We start from the raw sequence: 23316 nt of genomic DNA, 5'->3' as shown, positions 1-23316 counted from the left end.
CGTCGTCTGTACGACGTTGACGTCCGCGCCGCTGGCGATGGCGATGGCGAGCGAGGCTGCCGTGTGGCGCAGCTTGGGCGGGGTGACCTTGAGGTGCCCCAGCCCGGCTTTCACGACCGCCTGCGCGACGAACCGCTGACGGAAGTTGCGGGCCCGCAGTGGTCCACCTTGCACATGGTCGACAGCTTCGGGCACCCAGTCGATCGGGCCTTCTGGGGAGCGGGGCGGGAGTACCGATGGCGCACGACCACGGTGGAGCCGCACGGTCGGCTGGTTCCATCGCCCCGAGCTCGGAGCGACGACCGTCCGGTCCGCGCCCGCATGGCGATGCGCGGCGAGGGAGGCGAAAATGAGATGGGCCGGACAAGAGCCACCCGATCAGCGGACACGGCGTCGCCGTCAGCGTGGGGGAAGCGGCAACCCATCCTCAGCGCGCTCGAAGCAGAGCCGACGGGGCAGCGGGGCGCAGCAGCCAGGTGGCCGGCCAACGCAATGAAGACTCCGCAAACCACGAGCGGGACATCAAGGCATTCCCGCAGGTGCAGGTAGGAACACAGGTGATCGCTCATGTGTCGATGGCTCGCCTACTCGGGAACACCCCTGCTGCTCGACACCATCCTCTACAAACCGGCCCACTCGCTGATCGATCAGAGCCTCCACTCCAGGCTGGGGGTCGAAACGACGAACGGCGACGGTTTCGGCGTCGGATGGTATCCGCAGGAAGACATCGAGACCCCAGCCTTGCTCAGAGACATCGGCCCCGCCTGGAACAACCGCAACCTGAGGGAGATCGCGGATCATGTCCGCTCTCCCTTGTTCTTCGCCCACATACGGGCGTCGACCGGCACGGCGGTGCAGCAGACGAATTGCCACCCGTTCCGGCACGGCCGTTGGATGTGGATGCACAACGGTGCCATCACAGGTTTCCACCTCATACGCCGCGAGCTTTCCCTGCTCGTCGCCCCTGAGCTGTACTCCGACATCGAAGGAACGACGGACTCGGAGATGATGTTCTACTTGGCGGTCACCTTCGGGCTGGACCAGGACCCGCCGAGCGCGGTGGCCCGGATGGTGGGAGTGGTGGAGCGCAGCGGCCGCGACCACGGTGTGGAGTTCCCGCTCCAGATGACGATCGCCGTGACCGACGGCGAACGCGTGTGGGCCTTCCGTTACTCGAGCCAGGGCGCTTCCCGGTCGTTGTTCTACAGCACCCGCGTCGACGCACTGCGCAAGCTGCACCCCGATGCGGCTTTCCTCCAGGAAGTGTCCGACGACACCCGCCTCATCGTGTCCGAACCCCTCGGCGACCTGCCTGGCGCCTGGAACGAGGTACCCGAGAGCAGCTACGGCGTCGTACGGGCCGGAGCCGACGAGTTGTACCCCTTCGTCCCGGAACCGGCATGACGCGTCAGCAGATCGCTGTCTGGTAGGGCTTTGATACGTGGGCCTTGCCATGGTGGGTGTCCGGTAGTTCGCTGCCGGTACGACGGCGGGGAACTCGCTTCGTGTCGTGCCCGGTTGCAGGAGTTCGGCGGGGGAGGTGTTCGCGCCGCTGGTGCGGAGGGACCAGCGTGAGAAGGGCGCCCTGGTCTGCGGGGGCGCGCGACCTGTGCGAGGGCACGCCCGTACCCGACAGCGCCGTGCGCCGCAGGCTTGGTCCCCTGGACACGCCTGCGATGTGAGGCAGCGTCCCTGAGCCACGCCGCAGCACGGGATCGCGGCGTGGCTCCGTCGTCTCCGTCCAGCAGCCGGCGCAACTCGGTCTCGAGCCATTGGCTCTCGTGGCGCCACGTGTCCAGAGCGGGCAGCATCCGCCGGTTACGGCGCCGGCCGACAGCGAGCGCCACGGCAACCGGCGAGAACTCCGATCCGCACCCTCATGGCGGGTCACCGGGGCCGCGTCAGCCACTTCATGTCCGCTGATCGCGGCGAGCGCGAGACGGCTGACCATTTTCGGGGGGGAGCCCCCGTCACGCATACGGTCTCGGCGCCTCGCTCACGGCGCGCACGAATCGCTCAGGAAGCCGGCCGCACCATCGGAGAAGCCCTCCAGGCCTTGTCGCGGCAATTTGTGCGGATCGCGCAGGGCGCACTGAGGCGCCTCCAGGCATGGGTGCTCGGTGCGACGCCCGGGCGGGGTCAGGACGTCAGCACCTTCTGCTTGGCGTGCTGGAACTCCGCCTCGGTGAGCTCACCCCTGCGCTTGAGCTCGGAGAGCTTGGTCAGCTCGTCCGCGTGGCTGACCGGACCCGCGCTTCCGGCGCTTCCCTGGACGTACGCGTCGAGCGACTCTTGCCGTGCCCTGGCGGACTGCTGTTCACGTTTGCCCATGTCACGACCCCGGGCGATCAGGTACACGAAGATTCCGAGGAACGGCAGGATGATCACGAAGAAGGTCCACCCCGTCTTCCCCCAGCCACTCAGCGAGTCGTCGCGAAAGACATCGCCGATGACGCGGAACAGCAGGATGATCCACAGGATCCACAGGAAGATCCACATCATGGTCCAGAACGCGCCCAGGAGCGGATAGTCGTATGCCAGATACAGGTTGGTGCTCATAGTCGTCCTCCTGCCTTTGCCGTGCCTCGCATGCGGCAGTCGTCTCCGGCCCCTGCAGGCGCTACGCGTTTTGGGTGGGGACTCGGCCGGTGCGTACGGCGTCGGTGAGTGCTTGATGGTCGCGTTCGTTCTGGTCGGCGTAGCGTTCGGCGAAGACTGTGAGTGCGTGGTCGAAGGCGTCGCCGGCGCCGAGGTAGGCGGCGATGGCGATGCGGTCTCCGGAGCGGGCGTGGGCGCGGGCGAGGGTGGCGCCGCAGAGTTCGCCGAAGGCGCGCATGTCCTTGGGAACCATGAGCTGGGGTTCAGCGATGCCTTTCCAGTCCCGCAACTGGCGGATGTAGAAGTCGCGTTGGCGTCCGTCGATTCCGGTGACGCGTTCCCAGCCGAGGAAGATGTCGCCGGCGGCCTGCATGAGGCGCTGCCCGGCGACGACCCGTTGGCCCTGGTTGTCGTAGGCGCTCGTCCCGGCGTACGGGGCCAGCACCGACGTGTCGGCTTCCTTGGCCTGGAGCAGCAGCGGATCCTCGTCGTCCCTGCCGAGCAGCAGGACGACCCAGCAGCGGGTGCCGACGCTGCCGACCCCGACGACCTTGCGGGCCATGTCGACGACCCGGTACTGCCGCAGCAGATGGCGGCGGTCGGACTGCAGGCTGTGGCTGTACCGCTCGATCAGTTCGCTCAGCTGTTCCTCCAGCGCGTCGTGCTCGACGCCCGGCAGCAGGGACCCCAGCGGCACGATCAGGGGCGGGTCGGGGGCGATCCTGCGCCGGCCCTCGGCCACGTGCGTGAGCTTTTCGAATGCCTGGAGGCTGTCGCGGCTGCGGGCCTTGGCCATGGCCCGCCGGGTACGCTCGCGGCCCTGCGCTCCCAGCCTCCGGTCCGCCAGCGCCTGCAGCACGTCCATGTCGGCCTGGGTGTACCAGACGGCGAGGTTGCCCAGGCCGGCGAAGTGGCGCATCCGCTCGCGGTAGGACCGCACGGTGGTCCGTACGACGGAGGCCCGTTCGGCATCCGTGTAGCCGTTCTCGCGTCCGGCGATGGCCAGGCTGGCGGCCAGCCTCTTGACGTCCCACTCCCAGGGGCCGGGCAGTGTCTCGTCGAAGTCGTTGATGTCGAACACCAGATGCCGCTCGGGCGAGGCAAGCAGCCGGAAGTTCAGCAGATGCGCGTCCCCGCACAACTGCGCGGAGATTCCCGAGCGGGGGGTGTCGGCCAGGTCACCGGCCATGACGGCGGCCGCACCCCGGTAGAAGCGGAAGGGGGACTCCAGCATCCGGCCGTACCGGATGGGCACGAGGTCCGGCAGCCGGGCGGCCGACTGCGCCTCGATGGTCTCCACCGGGTTTGGTCGCTTCGCCGAGGGCTGGTACTCCGCGTGGGCGGAGCGCGGAGCGTCCGCCCGCGCGGCCCGGCCCCGCGCCGCCCGTTCCTCCGGAAGCCTCCTGCTGACCCGGTCAGCCATGACGCCACCTCCTGGGCGGAGTGGGCCTGTGGAGCACCTGCCCTTGTCCGGGCCCGGCTCCCCCGGCCCAGTCCCACCGTTCCACACCCCGCACCAGCAGGCATCTCGGTCATCGGCGCCGCTGCGACGAGACGGCCCGAGCTCCCGTAGCTACGGCACCGAAGGCGTGGTGTCGGGTTCCAGCAGCCAGAAACCGCATGGCCCGGCGCGGGCGACGCCGAACCACACAGCCCCATCGCCGCCGGCCCCGACCGGAGCCGGCAGGACCACCTGCTGCCCGCGGAGCTGCCGCGCCCGCCTCCCCCTGCCGCGACCAACGCGGTCCAGCCGTCCGAGGACGGGGCCGGGCCGGACTCGTCAGGCGCAGCCAAGCGCCATGAGCGCGACTCGCCGACCGCAGCAATCATGACGCAGTCGCGGCTGCGGCTCCTTCGGTAGCGAGCCGCGTACTGGGAGAGGACGCTGGACGAAGGGGCAACGTGATGGAGAGAGATATCCCATGGCTCGAAGAACCAGCACAGACCACACGGACCAAAAGCCGCACACCCCATTCCTTTCCCGCCCCGGTGTCCGCCGCTTCACACCGTTCGTTCTGATCACTGCGATCGCTCTGGTCTTCATCTTCGAGAACCGCGCGAGTGTCGAGATCCGTCTTCTCATCCCAGAAGTGACCATGCCGCTGTGGGGAGCCCTTCTGATCGCCTGGGCCTTGGGCATGCTCGCCTGTGCCTTTACTGTGCGTCGGCGCCGGGACCGACCTACGAAACGACCGGGTGGGTAATTGCCTGCGGCCCCTGCCCCGCAACCCCGTCGACACAGCCCTGGCCTGCACAGATGGTCTGCGAGCTACTCATGAAGAGCTACCGGTCAGGCACCCCGAGGTGCGCGGCGCACCCGGCAGGACGAGATTGGAAGTAGCCCGACCGGCCGAAAGCGAAAGCGCGGTTGTGCGGGACCGTACGACACGATGGAGCCTGCGATGACCAGTCATGTGAGTGGAGCCCACTCGGGTGCGGGGGTGCGGAGTTCGGAGAGGACCGGTATCGGGAGCGGCTGGCTGGTCTTCGCCGCCGTCCTGATGATCTTCGGTGGCCTGATGACGCTCTTCGCGGGCATCGCCGCCATCGCCGATGACGACGTGTTCGTCGCCACCCCCAACTACGTGTTCGAGTTCGATCTCACCGGATGGGGCTGGGTCCATCTGGTCATGGGCGTGGTCATCACTCTCGCCGGTGCCGCCCTGCTCCAGGGCGCCACCTGGGCGAGGGTCGTCGGCGTGGGGCTGGCCGGCCTGGCCATGCTCGCGAACTTCCTCTGGATCCCCTACGCGCCGTTCTGGGCCATCGTCCTGATCGCCATCAACGTTTTCGTGATCTGGGCACTGTGCACCGCTCCCAGCCCGGCGGAGCGCTGAAGCAGAGGACGAGCCTCGGGTTGCGGCCCGAGACCCGGGTACGTCTGCGGCTAGGGCTTGGCCGAGCGGGGCTGGGCCGTCGGGATCCGGTGCGTGAAGAACATCGCGAGGAGCGCGGTGATGGCGAGGATCGCGAGTGCGGCGCGTAGACCGTCGATCCTGGCGTCGGCGTTCGCATCGAGGGCCGCCTGTGTCACCTCGTTGCTCGTGCCCGCTTTGTCGAGGGCGGATTTGAGCTGGGCGTCGGACGAGAACGGTACGCCGTTCTGGAGCTCGGCGGTCGCCTGGTTCTTCACGTCGGCCGGCACCGCCGGATTCTGCTCGACGCTGGTCAGGAACGAAGACGTGAGCGCCGCGATCATGATCGACCCGGCGAGTGCCGTACCGATCGAGGCGCCGAGGTTGGTGACGGCGTTCTGGACGCCACCGACTTCTGCGCTCCTTTCTTCCGGCACCGCGGACACGGTGACCGACCCGAGCTGGGACGCCAGCGCTCCCATGCCGAACCCGATCAGCAGGAGGGGAATGGTGACGATTTCCGCGCCGGCGTCTGCGTCGAGCGCGGCCATCAGGACCACCGCGCCGGTGAGCAACGCGAGGATCCCGATCCGCACGACCCGCCGCGGCGAGACGTCCGGGAGGAAGCGGGGGATCAGGACCGCGGCCGCCAGCAGCGTCACCGAGAGCGGCAGGATGCGGGCGCCGGTCACGAGCGCGGACAGGCCCAGGGCGACCGACAGATAGAGCGGGACGACGAAGAACACGCCCATCTGAACGAGGTACTGGAAGAAGAACATCGTCAGCCCGCCGGTGAGCTGCTTGTTGTGCAGCATGGCCGGGTCGACGAGTGGCTCCCTGCGCCGCTCCACGAGGCGTGCTTCCCAGCGGAGGAAGAGCCAGATCAGAAGCAGACCTGCCAGCATCAGCCACACGACCAGGGAAACCCCCAGCCACGAAGGCGCGTCGGGCTTCGGCCTGAACCAGCCCCATTCGCTGGAGCGCAGGACGCCATAGACGAAGGTCCCCAGCCCGAGGGCGGACAGCACGGCGCCGACGAGATCGATGCGCGGGCGTTCGTCGCTCGCGGCGTCAGCGATGTGGCGGGCGAGCACCACGATGCCGAGCACCATCACGACCTCACCGGCGAAGACCCACCGCCAGGAGAAGTACGTCGTCGCGACACCCCCGATGAGCGGCCCGAGCGCGATCGCCACGGCCCCCGCGGCCGCGACGAGTCCGTAGGCCGCGGGACGGCGTTCAGCAGCGAAGTTGCCGGCCACAAGCGCCACGATCGCGGGGAGGATGAGCGCCGCTCCGACCCCCTCAAGGAACGACCAGCCGAGCAGCAGCACGGGCAGGTTCGGTGCGAGCGCCGTGGTCAGGGAGCCGCAGCCGTAGATGCCACAGCCGATCACGAACGCGCGTTTACGTCCGATCAGTGCCCCGACCTTGCCTCCGGGGATCATGAACATCGCCATCACGAGGGTGTAGGCCGTGATGGCGCCCTGGATCCCCGTCACCGTCGTGCCCACGTCCTCGGCCACCGTCGCGATCGAGACGTTCATGACCGAGCTGTCGAGCGCCATCAGGAACTGGCCGGCCGCGAGTGTCGGCAGGACGAGTCGCGCCGTGGCCGAACTCTCGACAGCGCCTGCCCCGGATGCCATGCGCAAATCGTCCCAGCCGCCCCGGAGGGCGGATCCGCGACCCGCCAAGGAGTTCAACCGGTTGGCGGACGAGGCGATGGAGCCGCTTGGGCGGGCGTGGTCATCGGGCGAGAAGGGTGCCTCATGACCCTGCGGCGGATGTGCCTGTCGTCGTCCGCAGGCTGGAGGAACACGCGCCCCATTTCCCCCGGCGGATCAGCACCATCCGGCACGGGCCCCGGCCGGGCTCCGCCGCCTCGGTGGGCTCGGGCCCCGTTTCGGAACCGTTTCCGCACGCCTGTGGGTGCGGAGAATCGGTGTCACCCTCTGCAACACGACGTGCGCTCCCGCCGCGCTCACCTACTACCGGAGGAAATGATCCTTACGCCGTTCGGTTCGATGCAGGTCCGGAGATGGGGGTTCGTGGATCGTCGATGTCAACTGTGATCTCGGTCCCCGAGGTTGAGCTGAAGGTGGCGACATTGTTGGACAGCCGGATCCGATCAAATGGGTTGGATTCCATGAAGAAAATCGCCCACATCAGCGCACGATCAACAGTCAGACGTGCGATGAACCCCTCTGACCCGTACGAACCCTCGCCGCCCCACAGTAGGCCCTTCCTCCCCAGGTCCACCGCGGCAAGCCCATCAACCGAAGACACCAGAGACGGATCGCTTTCCAGCGTCTCATCCAGGTCGAAGGGGGCGAGCACCCTAAGACCGCTCGGCGCGTCGGAGTCGAGGGCGACATCACAGGAGTGCCCGTCCGCAAAGTGCAGTGAATCTCTGACAGGAAGATCAAAGTCTTCCCAAAGGCGTTCGATCGCGGCCATTACCTCTTACACTTCCCGTTGCGTACGTGCTGCGGCCTCTCCTGAAGTCCCGTCGGGGAGACTGGCTCGCCCGGTTCATTTCCATTCCGCCCAGGTGGTCAATCCAGGTGTGGGGGTTACGAATCTACGTCACCGCGACGTGCGGGCCTGATGCGGCCGTTGACTGTTTCGGAGACGACGCGGCCGACCGGGTCGTGCTCCCGCGTCAGTTCCGTGTCCGCGTTCGCCGCGTGGAGCAGGGCGCCCGCTCGCGTCGTATCCGCAGGTGGTGACGGGCGGTTTCCAGGGGCCTTCGACCCCTTCGCGAACGGTGACGGGTGCCGCGGGGTGAGGCCGAACTCGGCGAGCTCGGCGACCACTCTCAGGATGACACTCCGTAGCAGGTGGCGATCGCGGCGGCGCGGTTGCGCAGGGAGTTGCGCAACCACTGCGGGGCCAGGGCTTCAGCGTTCGTGGCGAGGTGCCACAGTGCCCATTCGGCGTGTCTCGAGTCTTGGAAGGTCACCTCCAGCCGCAGCCGGCCGTCTGCGTCGGCTTCTTCGGCGCGGACGGCCAGCGCGGTGTCCACCAGGTCCCCCCGCCGCGCCGGGTCCACCCGTACCAGCACGGTGACTTGGTCACCGCCGGTCCGAAACCGTGCGCTGCGTTCCTGCCAGGCCCGGTCCAGATCGACCCGGTCCGGTCGCTGTGCCGGTTCGGCGAGTTCCTCGGCGGCCAAGACCCGGGACAGCCGGTAGGTGCGGTCCGCGCCAGACCTCGTGGCCAGCAAGTAGCCCTGGTCGCGTACGGTGACCAGGCCGATCGGGTCCACCGTGCGCCACCTCGGGGTCTGGTCCACAGCCGCGTAGTGGATGCGCAGCTTGTGTCCGGCGAACACCGCGCGCCGGACCTCGGTCACTATGCCGTCGGGCACCTCGTCAGCGGCCAGTCGGCGCGAGAGGAGGTCGGTCTCCGGGTCGATGAGCAATCGCTGAGCCGCGCCGGCCGCGGTGGCCCCATAGCTTTCGGGTAGCGCGTCAACAACCTTGCGCATGGCCGAGGCGAGCGCCGGGCCGAGGCCGAAGGCCTGCGCGCCGCGCCGTGATCCGGCGACCAGCAGGGCAAGTGCCTCGTCGTGGTTCAGTCCGGTGAGTTCGGTCCGGAAACCGGGCAGCAACGCGAAACCGCCGTGCCGACCGCGTTCGGCATAGACCGGGACGCCGGCCGCGGACAGCGCCTCGATGTCGCGCAGCACGGTGCGGGTGGATACCTCCAACTCGCGGGCCAGCGCGGCCGCGGACAGCCGACCGTGCTGCCGCAGCAGCAGCACCAGCGATACCAACCGGTCGGCGCGCATACGAGAACTCTAAAGGAATACACGACACACCATGTCGTGATTCGTTGGGAGGCTTACCCGCATCCCGAAGACCCGTCGCACACGAGAGGCGATCGACATGACACACGCCATTGTCAATCCGGACGGTTTGCACGACCCGGTCCCGTTCGGCTACAGCCACACCGCCACCGTCCCCGCAGGTACGGAATTGGTGCTTGTCTCGGGTCAGTACGGATCGGCTCCGGACGGCGCGGTTGTGTCCGCCGACTTCACCGAGCAGGTGAAACAGACGTTCCACAACATCGGCGTCGCTCTTGCCGCCCATGGGCTCGACCTCAGCCACGTCGTCCAGCTCAGGACGTACGTGGTGAACCATGACGTCAGCAAGCTCGGGCCGATCGCCGGGGCCGTGCGGGAGCGCTGGGGTACGAAACCGCCCACGCAAACCCTCATCGGTGTCGCGAGCCTGGCGGCGCCTGACGTGCTGTTCGAGGTCGAAGCCCTCGCCGCCCGGCCCTGACTCGCCGCCGCCCGCACCCGGGCTGTTCAACCCGGATGCGGGTGGCGGTTCAGCAGAGGGACCGCGTGGCAATGTGAACGGGCGCCTTCGGACACGAAGGTCTGGCAACACGTCGCTCTGGTGAGGGACCGCCTCGTGGGCGAGCGCACGCACGGCCGAAGCGAGCGGAACGCGCCTACCGTGTGGGCGACCCGGGCCACCAGCGTCACCAAGGACCGGAAGCTGCAACGGTCACCTTGCGGCTGGTGTCCGAGCCAGGAGTCCGGGACCGATCCGGGAGTGACCGAGGATCCCCATCACAACGCGGGCGCAACTCCGGCCGCCCTGAGCAAGGTGGCCGCCCCGTGGCGGGCGTCGTGCAGCCGGATCACGCGGAGGTTGGCGGACCGGGCCGGGCGGCTGCCGGAGCGGTGACCGCGGGATGGCTCAGCACTTCAAGGTCCACGAGCGCTTCGGTATCCGCACGGCTCTCGACGAAAGCGGCCACCTCGCCGGCCCGGTTCCCGCCGCACCGGCTGATCGGCTGATGTACCGGGCTTGCGCACGCACGGTTTGCTCGCTTGCCTCCGCGTAGTCGTTCAGGGCCGCCGTCGCCACTTCTGCATGTCGCAGGCCCGCGAGGCGAGGACCGCGGCGATCCGCTTCCGGGCCTCGGAGGCGTCCGGGGAGATCCGACCGTCCCGACTGGGCGAAGGACTCCAGGACCCGCCGTCCGTGCCCGGTCGTATTCGGGGCCGTCCTTCCGTTCCCGTTCCGGCTCGGTCTCGTGCGCACGGAGCGCGCGGAGCACACCGAGCATCGTCGCGTCCGGCGCGGTCATCCCCTTCAGGACCGCGCGCACCGGATCGAGCGGGACCCCGCCCAGCCCGCCGAATCCGCCCACGAGCCGCAATCGCTGTTCGTGGGGCCCGTGGATGGGCCTGGTTGGGGCTGGTGAGGCTGCCCGGCGAGAGTAGGCCCCGGGCGGAGGTATTACTTGATCGTCGGTATCGGCACGCCGACCCGACGACTGAATTCGTCGATGCGCAATTACCCCTGGTCCTGACTCCGATCCGCACGACAGATCCCGCACGACGGCGCCCGGATACATCCGTAGTGCCGTGTATCCGCGGTGCCAAGGCCCGGATCCTTGAGTGCAGTGCTGGAACGGATGACGGGGGAATGGTGGCGTGGCGACACGAATCGCGGTCGGGGTGGATCTGGTCCAAGTGGATCGGATCCGCAGGCTGCTGACGGACAATCCCGCGGCGGAACAGGACATCTTCACCGGCCGTGAGCGCGCCTACTGCGACGGAAAACGCAACCGTCTCGCTCATCTGGCGGCGCGGTTCGCCGCCAAGGAGGCCGTCCTGAAGGCGCTCGGCACCGGGCTGGGTCCCGGCACTCGCTGGACCGATGTGGAGGTGGTCAACACCCCGCTCGGCCGCCCCCGGGTTCGCCTGTCCGGTGGGGCCGGTGACCGGGCGGAGAAGGCCGGGGCCTCCTCGGTCGAGCTCTCGCTCTCGCACAGCGGGGAGTACGCCATCGCCCACGCCGTGATGTTCCTAGACGAAGGATGACGATGCGTTTCCATCTGATCGACCGAATCGACGCCTGGGATGCGGGGCGCACCATCAGCGCCCGCAAACTCACCTCGTGGCTGGAGGACTTCTGGCGGGACGAGGGTGACGGGCCGCAGATGCCCGAGCCGCTGATCCTGGAAGCCCTCTGCCAGGCCGGCACCTGGCTGATCATCGCCACCACCGAGGTGCGGCAACGCGCCGCGCTGCTCTCGGTGGACGGGGTCTCCTTCCATGAGCCGGTACGTCCTGGAGACGTCCTGGTGCTGGAGGGGGCGGTCGAGTCCATGGGCGAGGAGACCGCGGTACTTTCCGGCACCGCGTCGGTGAACGGCAGGATCGTGATGAAGGCCGAGGCCGTGATGTGCGCCCTGCTGCCCGCCGAGGAGTTGGACGGTCCTGAGGACACCCGGCGGATGCTGGAGCGGCTCACCCGGGTGTCGGTCGGCGGTGGTCGCCGATGAACCGGACGAAGCCGGCGAGGCGGGTCGCCATCACCGGGGTCGGCGCGGTCACCCCGCTCGGAAACAGCACTGCCGAGACCTGGCAGGGTCTTGCCGAGGGGCGCAGCGGCGTGAGCGTGCTGGAGACCTTCGACGCCTCCACCTTCCCGGTCCGGATCGCGGGCCAGGTCAAGGACTTCGACCCGAAGAACGTGGCGCCCGCCAAGCAGCGGCGCCATCTCTCGCGCGCCGCGCTGTTCGCACTCGCCGCGGCCCAGGAAGCGCTGGCGGACGCCGGCGAAGGCTGGGACGCCGCCGACCCGTACGACCGCGGTGTGGCACTGGCCGGTACCGTCGGCAGGCCCGAACTGCAGGAACTGGTCGACATGTCGTACCAGTTGAGCACCAGCGACTTCCACGATCTGTACCGGCAGGCCCCCGGGGACGTGCTGCTGCGCAATCAGAACGTCGGGGTCGCCGCAGTCGCCAGGGCCGGGGACTGCCGCGGTCCCATGGTCAGCGTCTCCACCGCCTGCGCGGGCGCCGCTCACGCGATCGGCGAGGCCTACCGGCGCATACAGGAGGGCGAGTGCACGCACATGCTCGCCGGCGGCTTCGATGCGCTGACGACCTGGATGGACGTCCTCGGCTTCTCGCTGCTCGGCGCGATCACCGACCGGTGGAACGACGAACCCGAGCGAGCCTCCCGCCCCTTCGACTCCGACCGCTCCGGCTTCGTCCTCGGTGAGGGCGCGGTCGTCGCAGTCCTGGAGGACTGGGACGGCGCGGTGGCGCGCGGCGCCCGAATCCACGGCGAACTCGTCGGCTACGGCGCGACGTTGAACTCCTACCGAATCACCGACTCGCCGCCCGACGGTGGCGGCGCGATCTCCGCCATGCGGGACGCGGTGGCCGAGTCGGGCCTCGGCCCGGAGGGCATCGACTACATCGCCGCGCACGGGACGTCCACTCCGGGCAATGACGCCAGCGAGACCACCGCCATCAGGCAGCTCTTCGGGGAGCACGCCGACGCGCTGTGCGTGAGCTCACCCAAGTCCATGACGGGCCACCTCACTTCGGCGGCGGCGGGCGTCAACCTGATCGCCGCGCTCGGCGCCCTCCGCGAGGGCCTGGTGCCACCGACCATCAACCTCGACCGCCCCGATCCCAAGCTCGATCTCGATTATGTGCCGAACAAGGCCGTACGTCGCCCGGTGCGCGCCGCCCTGGTCAACGCCTTCGCGTTCGGCGGCACCAACGCCTGCTTCGTGATCCGCGCGGCCGAAGGAACCGAAGGAAAGGCAGCATGACAGCGTTCGACGAGGTCCTCGATGTGGTGCCGGGCAAGCGGGCCGTCGCCGTCCGGAACGTCCCGGGCACCCTGACGGTGTTCGCCACTCACTTCCCCCGGTTCCCCGTCATGCCCGGGGTGCTGATCCTGGACGACATCGTCCGGGCCGCCAGACTCGCCGCCCCCGACGTGCCGAAGGGCTCCCGGTGGGTGCCGGCAGAGGCACGGCGGGTGCGTTACCGCCATTTCGCCGAGCCCGGTGACCGGCTGGAGATCAGCGTCACGGTGATCGAGGCGACCGAGTCGGCGGTCACGTTCAAGGCGGCGGTCGGCGTGGACGGGCGGGATATCACCACTGTGCGTCAACTCCGCCTGGAGAAGCGCGAGGTGGCCGCATGAGGCGGGTCGCCGTCACCGGCATCGGAGTGCTCACCGCCATCGGCGACGGCCGGGGCAAGACCTGGCAGGCGTTGCTCGACGGGCGCAGCGGTATCGGGCCGATCCTGGGGTACGACGCTTCGTCGCTCTCCACCCGGATCGCCGCCGAACTGGTGGACTTCAAGCCCACCCGGTACGCCCACCGCAAGTCCTTGCGGATGACCACGCGCAACGATCAACTCGCCATCGCCGGGGCCGCGCTGGCCGTCGAGGACGCCGGGCTCGATCTCGAGGCGGCGGGATACGACCCGGAACGGGCAGGGTTGTTCGTCGGCGGCAACAAGGAGATCTCCAACCCGGAGCACCTGCTGAACGGCAGCCTGGCAGGGCGCCGCGAGGACGGCAGAGCGGATCTGCGGCAGCTCGGCGAACGAGCCTCGTCCGCCTTCTACCCGCTGTACTTCGTGGAGGGCCTGCAGTCCGCCTCGCTGTTCCATCTCTCGCACGCGCACGGGTTCAAGGGAGCCAACTCCTACTACCACGGCACCGCCGACGCGGGGGTGACGGCGCTCGCCCGGGGCTTCCGCTCGATCCGCCACGGCGAGTCCGATGTGGTGATCGCCGGCGGCTTCGACGACGCCGCGTCCTGGTGGGTGATGTCCAAGATGGACGGCCTCGGCGTGCTCACCACCCGCAACGAGGCAGGCGCGGCCGCCTTCCGCCCGTACGACCGGGAGCGCAGCGGCTCGGTCCTGGGCGAGGGCTCGGCCTTCCTGGTCCTCGAGGAGTGGGAGTCCGCGCGGCGCCGCGGCGCCCATGTGTACGCGGAGTTCCGTGGCTTCGGCGCGACGCAGGACCCCGATCTGGTCACCCCGCACCCCGACGGCGAGCCACTGGCCGCCGCGGTGAAGCGGGCGCTGCGCGAGGCCGAGGTGGACACCGGCGACGTCGACTACGTGGCCGCCCACGGATGCGCGACGCGGCTCGGCGACCGCACCGAGGCACGGGCGCTGACCCGGGTCTTCGGCCGCGGTTCCCGAACGGCGGCGGGCAGCGTCAAACCGGCCACCGGACATCTCGTCGCGGGCGCGGGAGCGCTCAACGCCGCCGTTTGCGCGATGGCGATCGACGGCTCGGCCCTGCCGCCGACGCTGGGCCTGGACCGGCTCGACCCGGAGTGCGCGGGGATGGACTGGGTGACCGGGCAGGCCCGCGAGGGACAGGTCCGGCACACCGTGGCCGTCGGCCGCGGCCTGGAAGGACAGCAGACGGCGCTCGTGCTGAGCGCCCCCGTCGAACCGGCTCAGAGGGGGAATTGACGATGGACCCACAGCTCAGGAGCAGTGGTGTGACCGTGGTGGGTGCGGGCGCGATCTCAGCGCTGGGTCCCACCGCCCGGCACCTGTGGGACGGCGCGCGGCAGGGGCAGGTCGGCATCCGTCCCGTACAGGCCCTGGAGATGAACGGACTCGACACCAAGCTCGGCGGCGAGGTGACGGATCCGGTGGAGCCCGCGCGCGGCTACCGGCATCCGGACGGATTCCGCGAGCGGGCGATCGAACTCGCCCTGGTGGCTGCCGAAGAGGCCATGGCGGCACTGCCCGCGGGTCTGGTCGACTCCGAGCGGTTCGGCGTGGTGCTCGGCACCTGCAATGCCGGGCTGCTCTCGGGCCGGGAGTGGCTGCGCGCGGCAGGCAACGGTGAAGTTCCGGACCCCGAACTGCCGTTGCTCGTCACTCCGCAGGCGCTTGCCGAGTCGGTGGGCGCGGCGTTCCGGCTGCGCGGACCGGTGCTCGCGGTGAACACCGCGTGCGCCTCGGGCGCCAACGCGATCGGGCTCGCCGCCGATCTGCTGCGCGCGGACCGGGCCGACGCCGTGCTCGCCGGCGGCAGCGACGCCTTCTCGGACATCTGCTTCGCCGGGTTCAACGCGCTCCAGTCGCTGTCGCCCGCGCCCGCCGCCCCGTACGACGCGGAGCGGCAGGGACTCTCGCTCGGCGAGGGCAGCGGCATGGTCGTCCTGGTCCGTGCCGACTTCGCCCGCGAGCACGGGCTGACCGGTATCGCGGACATCGCCGGTTACGGACTCTCCGCCGACGGCTTCCACTCCACCGCCCCGCAGCCGGAGGGCAGGGGCGCGGCCAGGGCCATCGAGTCGGCGCTGCGGCTGTCCGGGATCACACCGGAGCAGATCGGTTACGTCAACGGGCACGGCACCGGCACCCCGAAGAACGACCCGGCCGAGACCAACGCCATCCGGCTCGCCCTCGGCGAGGACACGGCAGCCCGGACGCCGGTCTCCAGCACCAAGTCCATGATCGGCCACATGCTGGGCGCCGCCGGAGCGGCCGAGGCCATCGTGACGGCGCAGGCGCTGGCCGACCAGCTGGCGCCGCCCACCGCCGGGTACACCACGCCCGACCCCGACTGCCCGCTCGACTACATCCCGGGACCTGCCCGGCCGCTGGATACCGGTGCCGCACTCTCCAACAACTTCGCCTTCGGCGGGGCCAACGCCTCGCTGGTGCTGACCAGGACGGCGGACGGCCACCGCCCGCCGCAGCCGGAGACCGACCGCGTGGTGATCACCGGTATCGGGCTGCTCAGCCCGGCCGGCGCCACGGCCGCCGAGGTCTGGTCGGCGTACACCCGTGACCAGTGCCCGGTCGAGTGGTTCGACGGGCTGCGCCGCAGCCGGGTCGACTTCGACCCCGACCCGTATCTGACCAAGCGCGAGCGCCGCCGGATGGACCGGCTCGCCCAGTTCTCCGTCGCCGCCACCGCCAAGGCCCTCGCGGACGCGGGGTTCGAGCCCGGCAGCGCGGCGGCCGAGGCGATCGGCGTCGTCTTCGGCACGGGTACGGGACCGATGGAGGCGATGGAGAAGTTCACCACTCCACTGCTCGCCGAGGGCCCCGCCGCCGCCGACCCGTCCGTCTTCCCGAACACCGTCTACAACCAGGCAGCCGGGCAGGTCGCCATCCACCTCGGTCTGCGCGGACCGACGTCCACGCTCTCGGTCGGCCACGCCACGGGCGCCGCCGCGCTCGCCTACTCCGCCGATCTCCTGGCGGCCGGGCACTCCGACGCCCTGGTGTGCACGGTCACCGACACACTGACCGACCAGGTGGGCCGGGCATACGCGGCGGTCGGCGCGGCCTCGACACGGGAGCCGGGCGAGGCGGCCGACGGCCGGTTCACGCTCGCCGAGGGCAGCGTGGCCGTGGTTCTGGAGCGCCGCTCCGCTGCGATCGCGCGCGGCGCCACCGTCCTCGGCGAGGTGCTCGGCCACGGCATGGCATCCGACGCCAGCCGCGCCCGGCTCTGGGACGCCCGCGGCCGGGGCCTGGAGCGCGCGATGCGCACGGCCCTGGACGACGCCGGCCTGGCACCGACCGGGGTGGACGCGGTGTGGCTCGCGGCGGCCGGGCTGTGCGCCGCCGACACCGCCGAGAGCCAGGCCGTGCAGCGGCTTTTCCACCCCTACGGCGCGCCGCGGTTGCACGCGCCGAAGACCGTCCTCGGCGAGCCGATGGGCGTCGGCGGGGCGCTGACGCTCGCACTGGCCCTGCACCAGGGCCGGTTCGGGGGCCGCCCGGTGCTGTTGAACAGCTCCTCGCTCGGCGGCAGTCATGTCTCGCTGGCCGTGCGCTGCGGCGCCGAGGAATCCCGTACCACCACTACATCTGGAGAAGCCCGATGAAGCTCCAAGGACAGGTCGCCCTGGTCACCGGCGGTTCCCGGGGCATCGGCGCCGCCGTCTGCCGCCGGCTGGCCGCCGACGGCGCCGCTGTGGCCATCAACTACCGCAGCTCCGAGGGCCCGGCGAAGGAGCTGGTCCGCGAGATCGAGGCGGCCGGCGGGCGCGCGATCACCGTGCACGGCGATGTCGCGGACTCCGCCGCCGCCCAGGAGATGGTCCGCCGGACCGTCGAGGACCTCGGCGGCCTGGACATCCTGGTCAACAACGCCGGGGTGGCCCAGGACGCGCTCATCTTCAACATGGAGATGGACGACTGGCTGGACGTCATGAAGGTCAACTTCGGCGGAGTCTTCCACTGCACCAAGGCCGTGCTGCCGCACTTCATGAGCAAGGGCGCGGGTGTGATCGTCAATGTATCCTCCGTCATGGGCGAGCGCGGCTGGGTCGGTGAGTCCAACTACGCCGCTTCCAAAGGCGCGGTCAACGCCTTCACCCGCTGCTGCGCCATGGAGTCGGCACGCTTCGGCATCCGCGTCAACGCGGTGCTGCCCGGCTTCGCCCCCACCGATCTGGTGGCGGGTCTGACGGAGGGCGCCACCGGCCGCTCCATCAAGAAGCAGATTCCGATGCGGGACTTCGGCGAGGTCGAGCAGATCGCGGACGTGGTCCGCTTCCTGAGCGGTCCCGAGTCCTCGTACATGACCGGATCGCTGGTCAATGTGGACGGCGGCGCGATGACCGCGCTGGGTCTGGGGCGCCCATGAGCAGCCCCGGAGAGACCGCGCTGCGCCCCGCTGCCCGCGACGAGCTGCCGCGCGAGACGATGGAGCAGCGGGCCGACGAACTGCGGGTCATCAAGGAAGAGTTGTACGCGGGCGACCCGGCCGCCACCGAACGCCAGCGCGCCAAGGGCAAGCTGACCGTCCGGGAACGCATCGAGCTCCTGCTGGACAAGGACTCGTTCGCCGAGATCGAGCCGCTGCGCCGGCACCGTGCCACCGACTTCGGCATGGACCGCAGGCGCCCGCACGGCGACGGGGTCGTCGCCGGATGGGGCCGGGTGCACGGCCGGGAAGTCATGGTGTACGCCCATGACTTCAGGGTCTTCGGCGGCGCGCTGGGCGAGGCGCACGCCCAGAAGATCCACAAGGTGATGGACCTGGCGGAGGCCAGTGGTGTACCGCTGATCTCGCTCTGCGACGGCGCCGGGGCCCGTATCCAGGAGGGAGTGACGGCGCTCGCCGGCTACGGCGGGATCTTCAGCCGCAATGTCCGGGCCTCCGGTCTCATCCCGCAGATCAGTGTGGTGCTCGGCCCCTGCGCGGGCGGCGCCGCCTACTCCCCCGCGCTGACCGACTTCGTCTTCATGGTGCGCGGCACCTCGCAGATGTTCCTGACCGGACCCGATGTGGTCCAGGCGGTCACCGGCGAGGAGCTCACCCAGGAGGAACTGGGCGGCGCGGACATGCACTCCCAGGTCTCGGGTCTGGCGGCGTTCGCCCATGACGACGAGGAGTCCTGCTTCGAGGACGTCCGCCATCTGCTGTCGCTGCTGCCGTCCAACAACAGGGAGATGCCCCCGGCCGAGGTCCCCCAGGATCCGGCGGACCGCTCGGGCGACGCGCTCTTCGACATCGTCCCGGTCGACCCGCAGGCCGCGTACGACATGCGGAAGGTGATCGAGGAGATCGTCGACGACGGCGACTTCTTCGAGGTGCACGAGGGCTGGGGCACCAGTCTGATCTGCGCCCTGGCACGGCTGGACGGGCAGACGGTGGGCATCGTCGCCAACCAGCCGATTCAGATGGCCGGCGTGCTGGACATCCACTCCTCGGAGAAGGGCGCCAGGTTCGTCCAGACCTGCGACGCCTTCAACATCCCGCTGGTCACGCTGGTGGACGTGCCGGGCTTCCTGCCCGGCGCCGACCAGGAACGCGGCGGGATCATCCGGCACGGCGCGAAGCTGCTGTACGCGTACTGCAACGCCACCGTCCCCCGGATCCAGATCATCGTGCGCAAGGCCTACGGCGGCGCGTACATCGTGATGGACTCCCGCTCGATCGGCACCGATCTGTCGTTCGCCTGGCCCACCAACGAGATCGCGGTGATGGGCGCCGAGGGCGCCGCGAATGTCGTCTTCCGCAAGCGCATCGCGACGGCGGACGATCCGGAGGCGGAGCGCGCCGAGGTCATCGAGGACTACAAGCGCACCCTGATGCACCCGTACTACGCGGCGGAGCGCGGACTCGTCGACGATGTGATCGACCCGCGCGACACGCGTTCGGTGCTGATCCGCTCGCTGGCCCTGCTGCGCGCCAAGTACGTCCCGCTGGTACAGCGCAAGCACGGGAACCAGCCGCAGTGAGCGGCCCCGTCGAGCTGGCCGTGGTCAGCGGCAGCCCCACCCCCGAGGAGCTCTGCGCTGTGCTGGTGGCTCTCCGGCTGGCCACGGCGCCTGCCGAGGCCGCCACGCACCGCAAGTCCGCACGCCGCACGGACCCCTGGCCGGTGCCGCGCTCCGCACCACCCGTTTCGCCTGTTTCCTGGGCCCGCTGATCACGGTGTATCCGCAGCCCGCACCGGTGGATCTGACAGTACGAGAACACCAAGTCGTCGCACTCATCCCAGTCCCGGAGGACTTTCCATGGACCGCAACACCATCATCGAAGCCGTGAACGAAGCCGTGATCGACGCGCTGGGCGCCGAGACCGACGAGGTCGTACCCGAGGCCACCCTGCTCGACGACCTGGGCGCCGAGTCGATCGACCTGCTCGACATCCTGTTCCGTCTGGAGCGTTCGCTCGGCATCAAGATCCAGGCGGCGGAGCTCGCCGCCTATGTCCAGGGCGGCATACCGGACGAGGAGTTCGGCGACGAGAACGAGATCGTGTCGGCGGTGGGTCTGGCCCAGCTGAAGAAGGTCATGCCGCAGATCGACACCGACGCGCTGACCGGCAAGCTCCAGGCCACGCAGGTCATGGGCCTGTTCACGGTCGACAACCTGGTGGGCCTGGTCGAGCACCGCGCCGCGCTCGCCGCGGTCTGAGGGGGCTGTACCAGATGACCGCAGTACATATCATCGGCACCGGCGGCTATCAGCCCGGTGACCCGATCTCCACCGAGGAGATCGCGCGCCTCGTCGGGCCGCTGCCCGACGAGGTGCGCGAGGGCCTCTCCATCGAGCGCCGGTTCTGGATGATCGACCCGGCCACCGGCGAACACCGCGAGAACAACTCGGACATGGCCTACAAGGCCGCCGTACGGGCCCTGGACTCGGCCGGCCTGGAAGCCGGTGACATCGACCTGATCATCCTCGCCACCGGCACCCCCGACTACCCGCTGCCGCCGCTGGTGAACATGGTCCAGGAGCGTCTTGGCCTGGTCCGCTGCGCCACCCTGGAGATCCGCTCGGGCGGCGCGGGCGTCGTCCAGGGCCTGGATGTCGCCCGGATGTACCTGGAGTCGGGGGTCTACAAGACCGCGCTGGTCATCGGGAGCGAGGCCATCTCCCCCGTACTGGCGCCGATCTTCCTCGGCAAGGACCCCTACAAGATCCGCATGCGGGACCGGATGCCGGTCTACATGTTCGGCGACGGCGCCGGAGCGATCGTGCTGCGCGCCGACGAGAAGGCGGAGTCCGGCGGTCTGCTGGGCGCCGCGATGGAGGCCATCGGCGGCGACCGCAAGGCCGGCATCCACTCGGTGGGCGGCGGCACCCATGCGCCGATCCACGAGCAGCTGAAGGCCAAGCGGCTGGTCGACCTGAAGGTCGACGTGGTCGGCGCCGGGGACTTCACGCCCGTGATGGTCACCGAGGCGATCAGCAGCACACTGCGGCACAGCAAGGTGGACGTCGACTCGGTCGATCTCTGTCTGGTCCCCGAGGGCAATGTCGGCTGGATGCTGGACGCGCTCCAGGAGCTCGGTCTGGACACCGCCGAGTGGAAGGCACTGGACGGGAAGGTCTTCGACAGCCTCTCCACCATGGGAGCGGTCGGCTGCGCCGCGGTGCCGCTCTTCCTCGACGACGCCTGGCGCAGGGGCCGGATCAAGCCCGGCGACCGGGTGATGCTGGTCGGTGTCGAGTCCACCAAGTGGATCTACGCGGGCGCCGTCGTGGACTGGACCGCGGCTGCTCCGGCGGGCTGAGAAGGGAATCGTCATGACGTCCCGTACCAGCCCACAGCCGTCCGCAACCGATACGGCACCCGGCGGCGGGGTCGTCAGCGGGCAGTTCCGGCAGGCCATGGGGAGGTTCCTCACCGGCGTGGCGGTGGTCACTTCCTGCGGCCCCGACGGGCCGCACGGGACCACGGTCTCCTCGCTGGCCTCGGTCTCCCTCGAACCGCCGATGCTCCTTGTCTGTCTCGGCCGCGCGTCGCGCGGCGCCCGGACGATCGGCTCCACCGGTGTTTTCACCGTGAACGTGCTGGGGCGGGACCAGTCGGAGCTGGCGGGCTGGTTCGCCTCGTCGAGACGGCCGCTCGGCAGCGCGGGCTTCGCGGGCGTGCCGCACCGCATCGGCTTCGCCGGCGTGCCGGTGCTCGACGGAGCCGTCGCACATCTGGACTGCCGGGTGACCCAGGAGGTCTCCGCAGGCGACCACAGCATCTTCATCGGGGAGGTCTCCGGCATCGCATTCGCCGACCGGGCCGATCCGCTCGCCTACCACCAGGGACAGTTCCGGTCCCTGCTATGACACATTCGGCCCCCGGGGCGATGGGGGCCGACGCGAACCACGCGCGTCGGCCCTCTGTCGCACAACACGCCTCACATTCCACGGAGGTACTCATGAACGACATCGCCTTTCTCTTCCCCGGGCAGGGATCGCAGCGGCCCGGTATGGGACGCGATCTGGTCGAGCGTCACCCGGAGCTGCTGGAGCGCTACTACCGCCCCGCGGACGAACTCCTCGGCTTCGGGCTGTCGCAGCTGTGCCTGGAGGGCTCCGCCGAGGATCTGGTGCCCACCGAGATCACCCAGCCCGCCGTATTCCTCACCAGCATCGCCGTCCTGGATGTGCTGCGTGGCAGTGGCATCACCCCGGCCGTGACGGCGGGGCACAGCCTGGGCGAGTACACGGCGCTGGTCTGCGCCGGGGTGCTGGAGTGGACCGATGCCCTGCATCTGGTGGCCCGGCGAGGGCAGTTGATGGCAGGCGTCAATGAACGCACGCCCGGAGCGATGGCTGCCGTCATCGGCCCGTCGGCCGACCAGGTCGAGGAGCTCTGCGCGGGGACACGTGCCACGGACGGCGCGATCGTCGAGGTCGCCAACTACAACGACCCGGCGCAGCACGTCATCTCCGGCGAGCGCGAGGCGGTGCGCGCGGTGATGGCCGCCGCCAAGGCCATGGGCGCCGAGCGCGTGATCATGCTGAAGGTCGGCGCGCCCTTCCACTGCAGCCTCATGAACGAGCTGGAGGAGGAGTTCACCGCCGAGCTGGATCAGGTCACCTTCTCGGACCCGGTGCTGCCCGTACTGGCGAATGTGACGTCTGCCCGGATCGGTACCGGAGCCGAGGCCAAGGACCTGCTGCGCCGTCAACTGGCGGGAGCGGTGCGCTGGACGGACACCCTGCAGGCGATAGCGGAGGGCGGCGTCCAGACGTTTGTCGAGGCGGGGCCGGGGCGCGTACTGAGCGGTTTCTGCCGCAACACTCTGCCGGAAGCCGTGTGCCACCCCGCGGGCGAAATCCGACGCATCGAACGGATGCTCCGGGCGCTGAAACAGGACGTTCCGCTACCCGCCTGACACTGCTTTGCAGTGCACAGCCACGAGAAGTGGTCAGAAAGAGACAAGACCCGCGAACACGTACCCTGCGTCGGTATTGTGGTACGCGTGACTCTCCTTTACTTTGAGTCCAGTAATTTTCGCTTTCCCCTACCTCTGCATGTAGTCAAGGGGCCAATCAAGTGATGGAGGTGACCGGAGTGCACAAGGACGAAAGCGCGGCGTTGAGCAGGCTCTCAAAGGCCCTCGGAGTGCCCTCTCACAGGGCAGCCGAGAACGCCAAGGCACTCTTCCCCTTCATCGCGTTCGAAGCGGCAATGGCCGGTGCCCCCGTGGATCACGTGGGTCCGGTCGCCGCACACGGCGACCGGACCCACGACTCAGCGGGCCGGCCCCAAGCCGGCTCCGCTCTCCTCGGCGAAGGCCCGCATGCCCACCTTCCTGATGGAGTCGAAGATCGC

General features: G+C 69.6%; 22 protein-coding genes and 1 pseudogene. 17 read left to right on the top strand and 6 right to left on the bottom strand.

The features are described from left to right. Window positions 1-567: 567 nt before the first annotated feature. Window positions 568-1404, top strand: a complete 837-nt coding sequence (locus IE198_RS13395; RefSeq protein ID WP_189886123.1) for a class II glutamine amidotransferase — start codon at window positions 568-570, stop codon at window positions 1402-1404. Window positions 1405-2139: 735 nt separating this feature from the next. Here IE198_RS13395 and IE198_RS13390 read toward each other — a convergent pair. Both IE198_RS13390 and IE198_RS13385 read right to left on the bottom strand, forming a co-directional pair. Further along, window positions 2140-2559, bottom strand: coding sequence for an SHOCT domain-containing protein (locus IE198_RS13390; RefSeq protein ID WP_189886121.1), 420 nt, complete (start codon window positions 2557-2559; stop codon window positions 2140-2142). A 61-nt stretch (window positions 2560-2620) separates the two neighbouring features. Next, window positions 2621-4021 (bottom strand): DUF2252 domain-containing protein, encoded by a 1401-nt coding sequence (locus IE198_RS13385; RefSeq protein WP_189886120.1) that lies wholly within the window; start codon window positions 4019-4021, stop codon window positions 2621-2623. Window positions 4022-5000: 979 nt separating this feature from the next. Between IE198_RS13385 and IE198_RS13380 the strand changes: the two genes are divergently transcribed. Next, the gene (locus IE198_RS13380; RefSeq protein ID WP_189886118.1) at window positions 5001-5435 is read left to right on the top strand and encodes a DUF7144 family membrane protein; all 435 of its coding nucleotides are present in this window, start codon (window positions 5001-5003) and stop codon (window positions 5433-5435) included. Between the two features lie 50 nt (window positions 5436-5485). Here IE198_RS13380 and IE198_RS13375 read toward each other — a convergent pair whose 3' ends face one another. The 3 genes from IE198_RS13375 to IE198_RS13365 all read right to left on the bottom strand — a co-directional run bounded on the left by IE198_RS13375 (window position 5486) and on the right by IE198_RS13365 (window position 9249). Further along, window positions 5486-7102, bottom strand: coding sequence for an MFS transporter (locus IE198_RS13375; protein WP_189886116.1), 1617 nt, complete (start codon window positions 7100-7102; stop codon window positions 5486-5488). Window positions 7103-7463: 361 nt separating this feature from the next. Continuing rightward, window positions 7464-7913, bottom strand: a complete 450-nt coding sequence (locus IE198_RS13370; protein ID WP_189886114.1) for a hypothetical protein — start codon at window positions 7911-7913, stop codon at window positions 7464-7466. Between the two features lie 361 nt (window positions 7914-8274). Continuing rightward, the gene (locus IE198_RS13365; protein ID WP_189886112.1) at window positions 8275-9249 is read right to left on the bottom strand and encodes a helix-turn-helix transcriptional regulator; all 975 of its coding nucleotides are present in this window, start codon (window positions 9247-9249) and stop codon (window positions 8275-8277) included. 97 nt (window positions 9250-9346) lie between these two features. On the opposite strand from IE198_RS13365, the gene IE198_RS13360 reads away from it, so the two are divergent. Next, the gene (locus IE198_RS13360) at window positions 9347-9748 is read left to right on the top strand and encodes a RidA family protein (protein WP_189886110.1); all 402 of its coding nucleotides are present in this window, start codon (window positions 9347-9349) and stop codon (window positions 9746-9748) included. Between the two features lie 270 nt (window positions 9749-10018). Here the strand turns inward: IE198_RS13360 and IE198_RS35155 are convergent. Next, window positions 10019-10158: pseudogene (locus IE198_RS35155) on the bottom strand (site-specific integrase); the annotation flags it as partial. Between the two features lie 759 nt (window positions 10159-10917). Here IE198_RS35155 and acpS point away from each other — a divergent pair. The 14 genes from acpS to IE198_RS35150 all read left to right on the top strand — a co-directional run. Continuing rightward, window positions 10918-11307 carry a holo-ACP synthase gene (gene acpS, locus IE198_RS13355; protein WP_189886108.1) on the top strand — a complete coding sequence of 130 codons (390 nt, stop codon included), beginning with the start codon at window positions 10918-10920 and terminating at the stop codon, window positions 11305-11307. Window positions 11308-11309: 2 nt separating this feature from the next. Beyond that, window positions 11310-11771: a hotdog domain-containing protein gene (locus IE198_RS13350; protein ID WP_189886106.1), complete on the top strand. Its 462-nt coding sequence runs from the start codon at window positions 11310-11312 to the stop codon at window positions 11769-11771. After that, window positions 11768-13060: a beta-ketoacyl-[acyl-carrier-protein] synthase family protein gene (locus IE198_RS13345; RefSeq protein ID WP_189886104.1), complete on the top strand. Its 1293-nt coding sequence runs from the start codon at window positions 11768-11770 to the stop codon at window positions 13058-13060. Before IE198_RS13350 ends, IE198_RS13345 begins: the two co-directional genes overlap by 4 nt. Further along, the gene (locus IE198_RS13340) at window positions 13057-13440 is read left to right on the top strand and encodes a 3-hydroxyacyl-ACP dehydratase FabZ family protein (protein ID WP_189886102.1); all 384 of its coding nucleotides are present in this window, start codon (window positions 13057-13059) and stop codon (window positions 13438-13440) included. The genes IE198_RS13345 and IE198_RS13340 overlap by 4 nt, the downstream gene beginning before the upstream one ends. Next, a complete protein-coding gene (locus tag IE198_RS13335; RefSeq protein WP_189886100.1) occupies window positions 13437-14738 on the top strand; it encodes a beta-ketoacyl-[acyl-carrier-protein] synthase family protein in 1302 nt (433 codons plus the stop codon). The genes IE198_RS13340 and IE198_RS13335 overlap by 4 nt, the downstream gene beginning before the upstream one ends. A gap of 2 nt (window positions 14739-14740) precedes the next feature. Continuing rightward, the gene (locus IE198_RS13330) at window positions 14741-17122 is read left to right on the top strand and encodes a beta-ketoacyl-[acyl-carrier-protein] synthase family protein (protein WP_189886098.1); all 2382 of its coding nucleotides are present in this window, start codon (window positions 14741-14743) and stop codon (window positions 17120-17122) included. Next, window positions 17119-17886, top strand: a complete 768-nt coding sequence (locus IE198_RS13325; protein WP_189886095.1) for a 3-oxoacyl-ACP reductase family protein — start codon at window positions 17119-17121, stop codon at window positions 17884-17886. Before IE198_RS13330 ends, IE198_RS13325 begins: the two co-directional genes overlap by 4 nt. A 59-nt stretch (window positions 17887-17945) precedes the next feature. Then, window positions 17946-19487: an acyl-CoA carboxylase subunit beta gene (locus tag IE198_RS13320; RefSeq protein WP_373299862.1), complete on the top strand. Its 1542-nt coding sequence runs from the start codon at window positions 17946-17948 to the stop codon at window positions 19485-19487. Beyond that, a complete protein-coding gene (locus IE198_RS13315; RefSeq protein WP_189886092.1) occupies window positions 19484-19678 on the top strand; it encodes an acyl-CoA carboxylase epsilon subunit in 195 nt (64 codons plus the stop codon). The genes IE198_RS13320 and IE198_RS13315 overlap by 4 nt, the downstream gene beginning before the upstream one ends. 88 nt (window positions 19679-19766) lie before the next feature. Beyond that, a complete protein-coding gene (locus IE198_RS13310; protein ID WP_189886090.1) occupies window positions 19767-20168 on the top strand; it encodes an acyl carrier protein in 402 nt (133 codons plus the stop codon). A 14-nt stretch (window positions 20169-20182) separates the two neighbouring features. After that, window positions 20183-21271, top strand: a complete 1089-nt coding sequence (locus IE198_RS13305) for a 3-oxoacyl-ACP synthase III family protein (protein ID WP_189886088.1) — start codon at window positions 20183-20185, stop codon at window positions 21269-21271. A gap of 13 nt (window positions 21272-21284) precedes the next feature. After that, entirely contained in the window at window positions 21285-21821 is a 537-nt protein-coding gene (locus tag IE198_RS13300) for a flavin reductase family protein (RefSeq protein ID WP_189886086.1), read from the top strand. A 92-nt stretch (window positions 21822-21913) separates the two neighbouring features. Continuing rightward, window positions 21914-22876, top strand: a complete 963-nt coding sequence (fabD, locus tag IE198_RS13295) for an ACP S-malonyltransferase (RefSeq protein ID WP_189886084.1) — start codon at window positions 21914-21916, stop codon at window positions 22874-22876. A 161-nt stretch (window positions 22877-23037) separates the two neighbouring features. Beyond that, the coding region (locus IE198_RS35150; RefSeq protein ID WP_229833898.1) for a hypothetical protein at window positions 23038-23316 on the top strand (279 nt) is incomplete at its 3' end.

Source organism: Streptomyces xantholiticus (assembly GCF_014651015.1).
In the GTDB taxonomy this organism is placed as follows: Bacteria; Actinomycetota; Actinomycetes; order Streptomycetales; family Streptomycetaceae; genus Streptomyces; species Streptomyces xantholiticus.
The sequence above is the reverse complement of the archived record's forward strand: the minus strand, read 5'-3'. Positions and strand labels throughout refer to the sequence as shown.

Excerpts from the sequence above, each read along its gene's own strand:
- IE198_RS13330 (WP_189886098.1), top strand. The coding sequence starts at position 14,741 with ATGGACCCACAGCTCAGGAGCAGTGGTGTGACCGTGGTGGGTGCGGGC.
- IE198_RS13375 (WP_189886116.1), bottom strand. The coding sequence starts at position 7,102 with ATGGCATCCGGGGCAGGCGCTGTCGAGAGTTCGGCCACGGCGCGACTC.
- IE198_RS13380 (WP_189886118.1), top strand. The coding sequence starts at position 5,001 with ATGACCAGTCATGTGAGTGGAGCCCACTCGGGTGCGGGGGTGCGGAGT.
- IE198_RS13310 (WP_189886090.1), top strand. The coding sequence starts at position 19,767 with ATGGACCGCAACACCATCATCGAAGCCGTGAACGAAGCCGTGATCGAC.
- IE198_RS13390 (WP_189886121.1), bottom strand. The coding sequence starts at position 2,559 with ATGAGCACCAACCTGTATCTGGCATACGACTATCCGCTCCTGGGCGCG.
- IE198_RS13345 (WP_189886104.1), top strand. The coding sequence starts at position 11,768 with ATGAACCGGACGAAGCCGGCGAGGCGGGTCGCCATCACCGGGGTCGGC.
- fabD (WP_189886084.1), top strand. The coding sequence starts at position 21,914 with ATGAACGACATCGCCTTTCTCTTCCCCGGGCAGGGATCGCAGCGGCCC.
- IE198_RS13365 (WP_189886112.1), bottom strand. The coding sequence starts at position 9,249 with ATGCGCGCCGACCGGTTGGTATCGCTGGTGCTGCTGCTGCGGCAGCAC.
- IE198_RS13320 (WP_373299862.1), top strand. The coding sequence starts at position 17,946 with ATGGAGCAGCGGGCCGACGAACTGCGGGTCATCAAGGAAGAGTTGTAC.
- IE198_RS13395 (WP_189886123.1), top strand. The coding sequence starts at position 568 with ATGTGTCGATGGCTCGCCTACTCGGGAACACCCCTGCTGCTCGACACC.
- IE198_RS13340 (WP_189886102.1), top strand. The coding sequence starts at position 13,057 with ATGACAGCGTTCGACGAGGTCCTCGATGTGGTGCCGGGCAAGCGGGCC.
- IE198_RS13385 (WP_189886120.1), bottom strand. The coding sequence starts at position 4,021 with ATGGCTGACCGGGTCAGCAGGAGGCTTCCGGAGGAACGGGCGGCGCGG.
- IE198_RS13350 (WP_189886106.1), top strand. The coding sequence starts at position 11,310 with ATGCGTTTCCATCTGATCGACCGAATCGACGCCTGGGATGCGGGGCGC.
- IE198_RS13360 (WP_189886110.1), top strand. The coding sequence starts at position 9,347 with ATGACACACGCCATTGTCAATCCGGACGGTTTGCACGACCCGGTCCCG.
- IE198_RS13325 (WP_189886095.1), top strand. The coding sequence starts at position 17,119 with ATGAAGCTCCAAGGACAGGTCGCCCTGGTCACCGGCGGTTCCCGGGGC.
- IE198_RS13370 (WP_189886114.1), bottom strand. The coding sequence starts at position 7,913 with ATGGCCGCGATCGAACGCCTTTGGGAAGACTTTGATCTTCCTGTCAGA.
- IE198_RS13300 (WP_189886086.1), top strand. The coding sequence starts at position 21,285 with ATGACGTCCCGTACCAGCCCACAGCCGTCCGCAACCGATACGGCACCC.
- IE198_RS13305 (WP_189886088.1), top strand. The coding sequence starts at position 20,183 with ATGACCGCAGTACATATCATCGGCACCGGCGGCTATCAGCCCGGTGAC.
- IE198_RS13335 (WP_189886100.1), top strand. The coding sequence starts at position 13,437 with ATGAGGCGGGTCGCCGTCACCGGCATCGGAGTGCTCACCGCCATCGGC.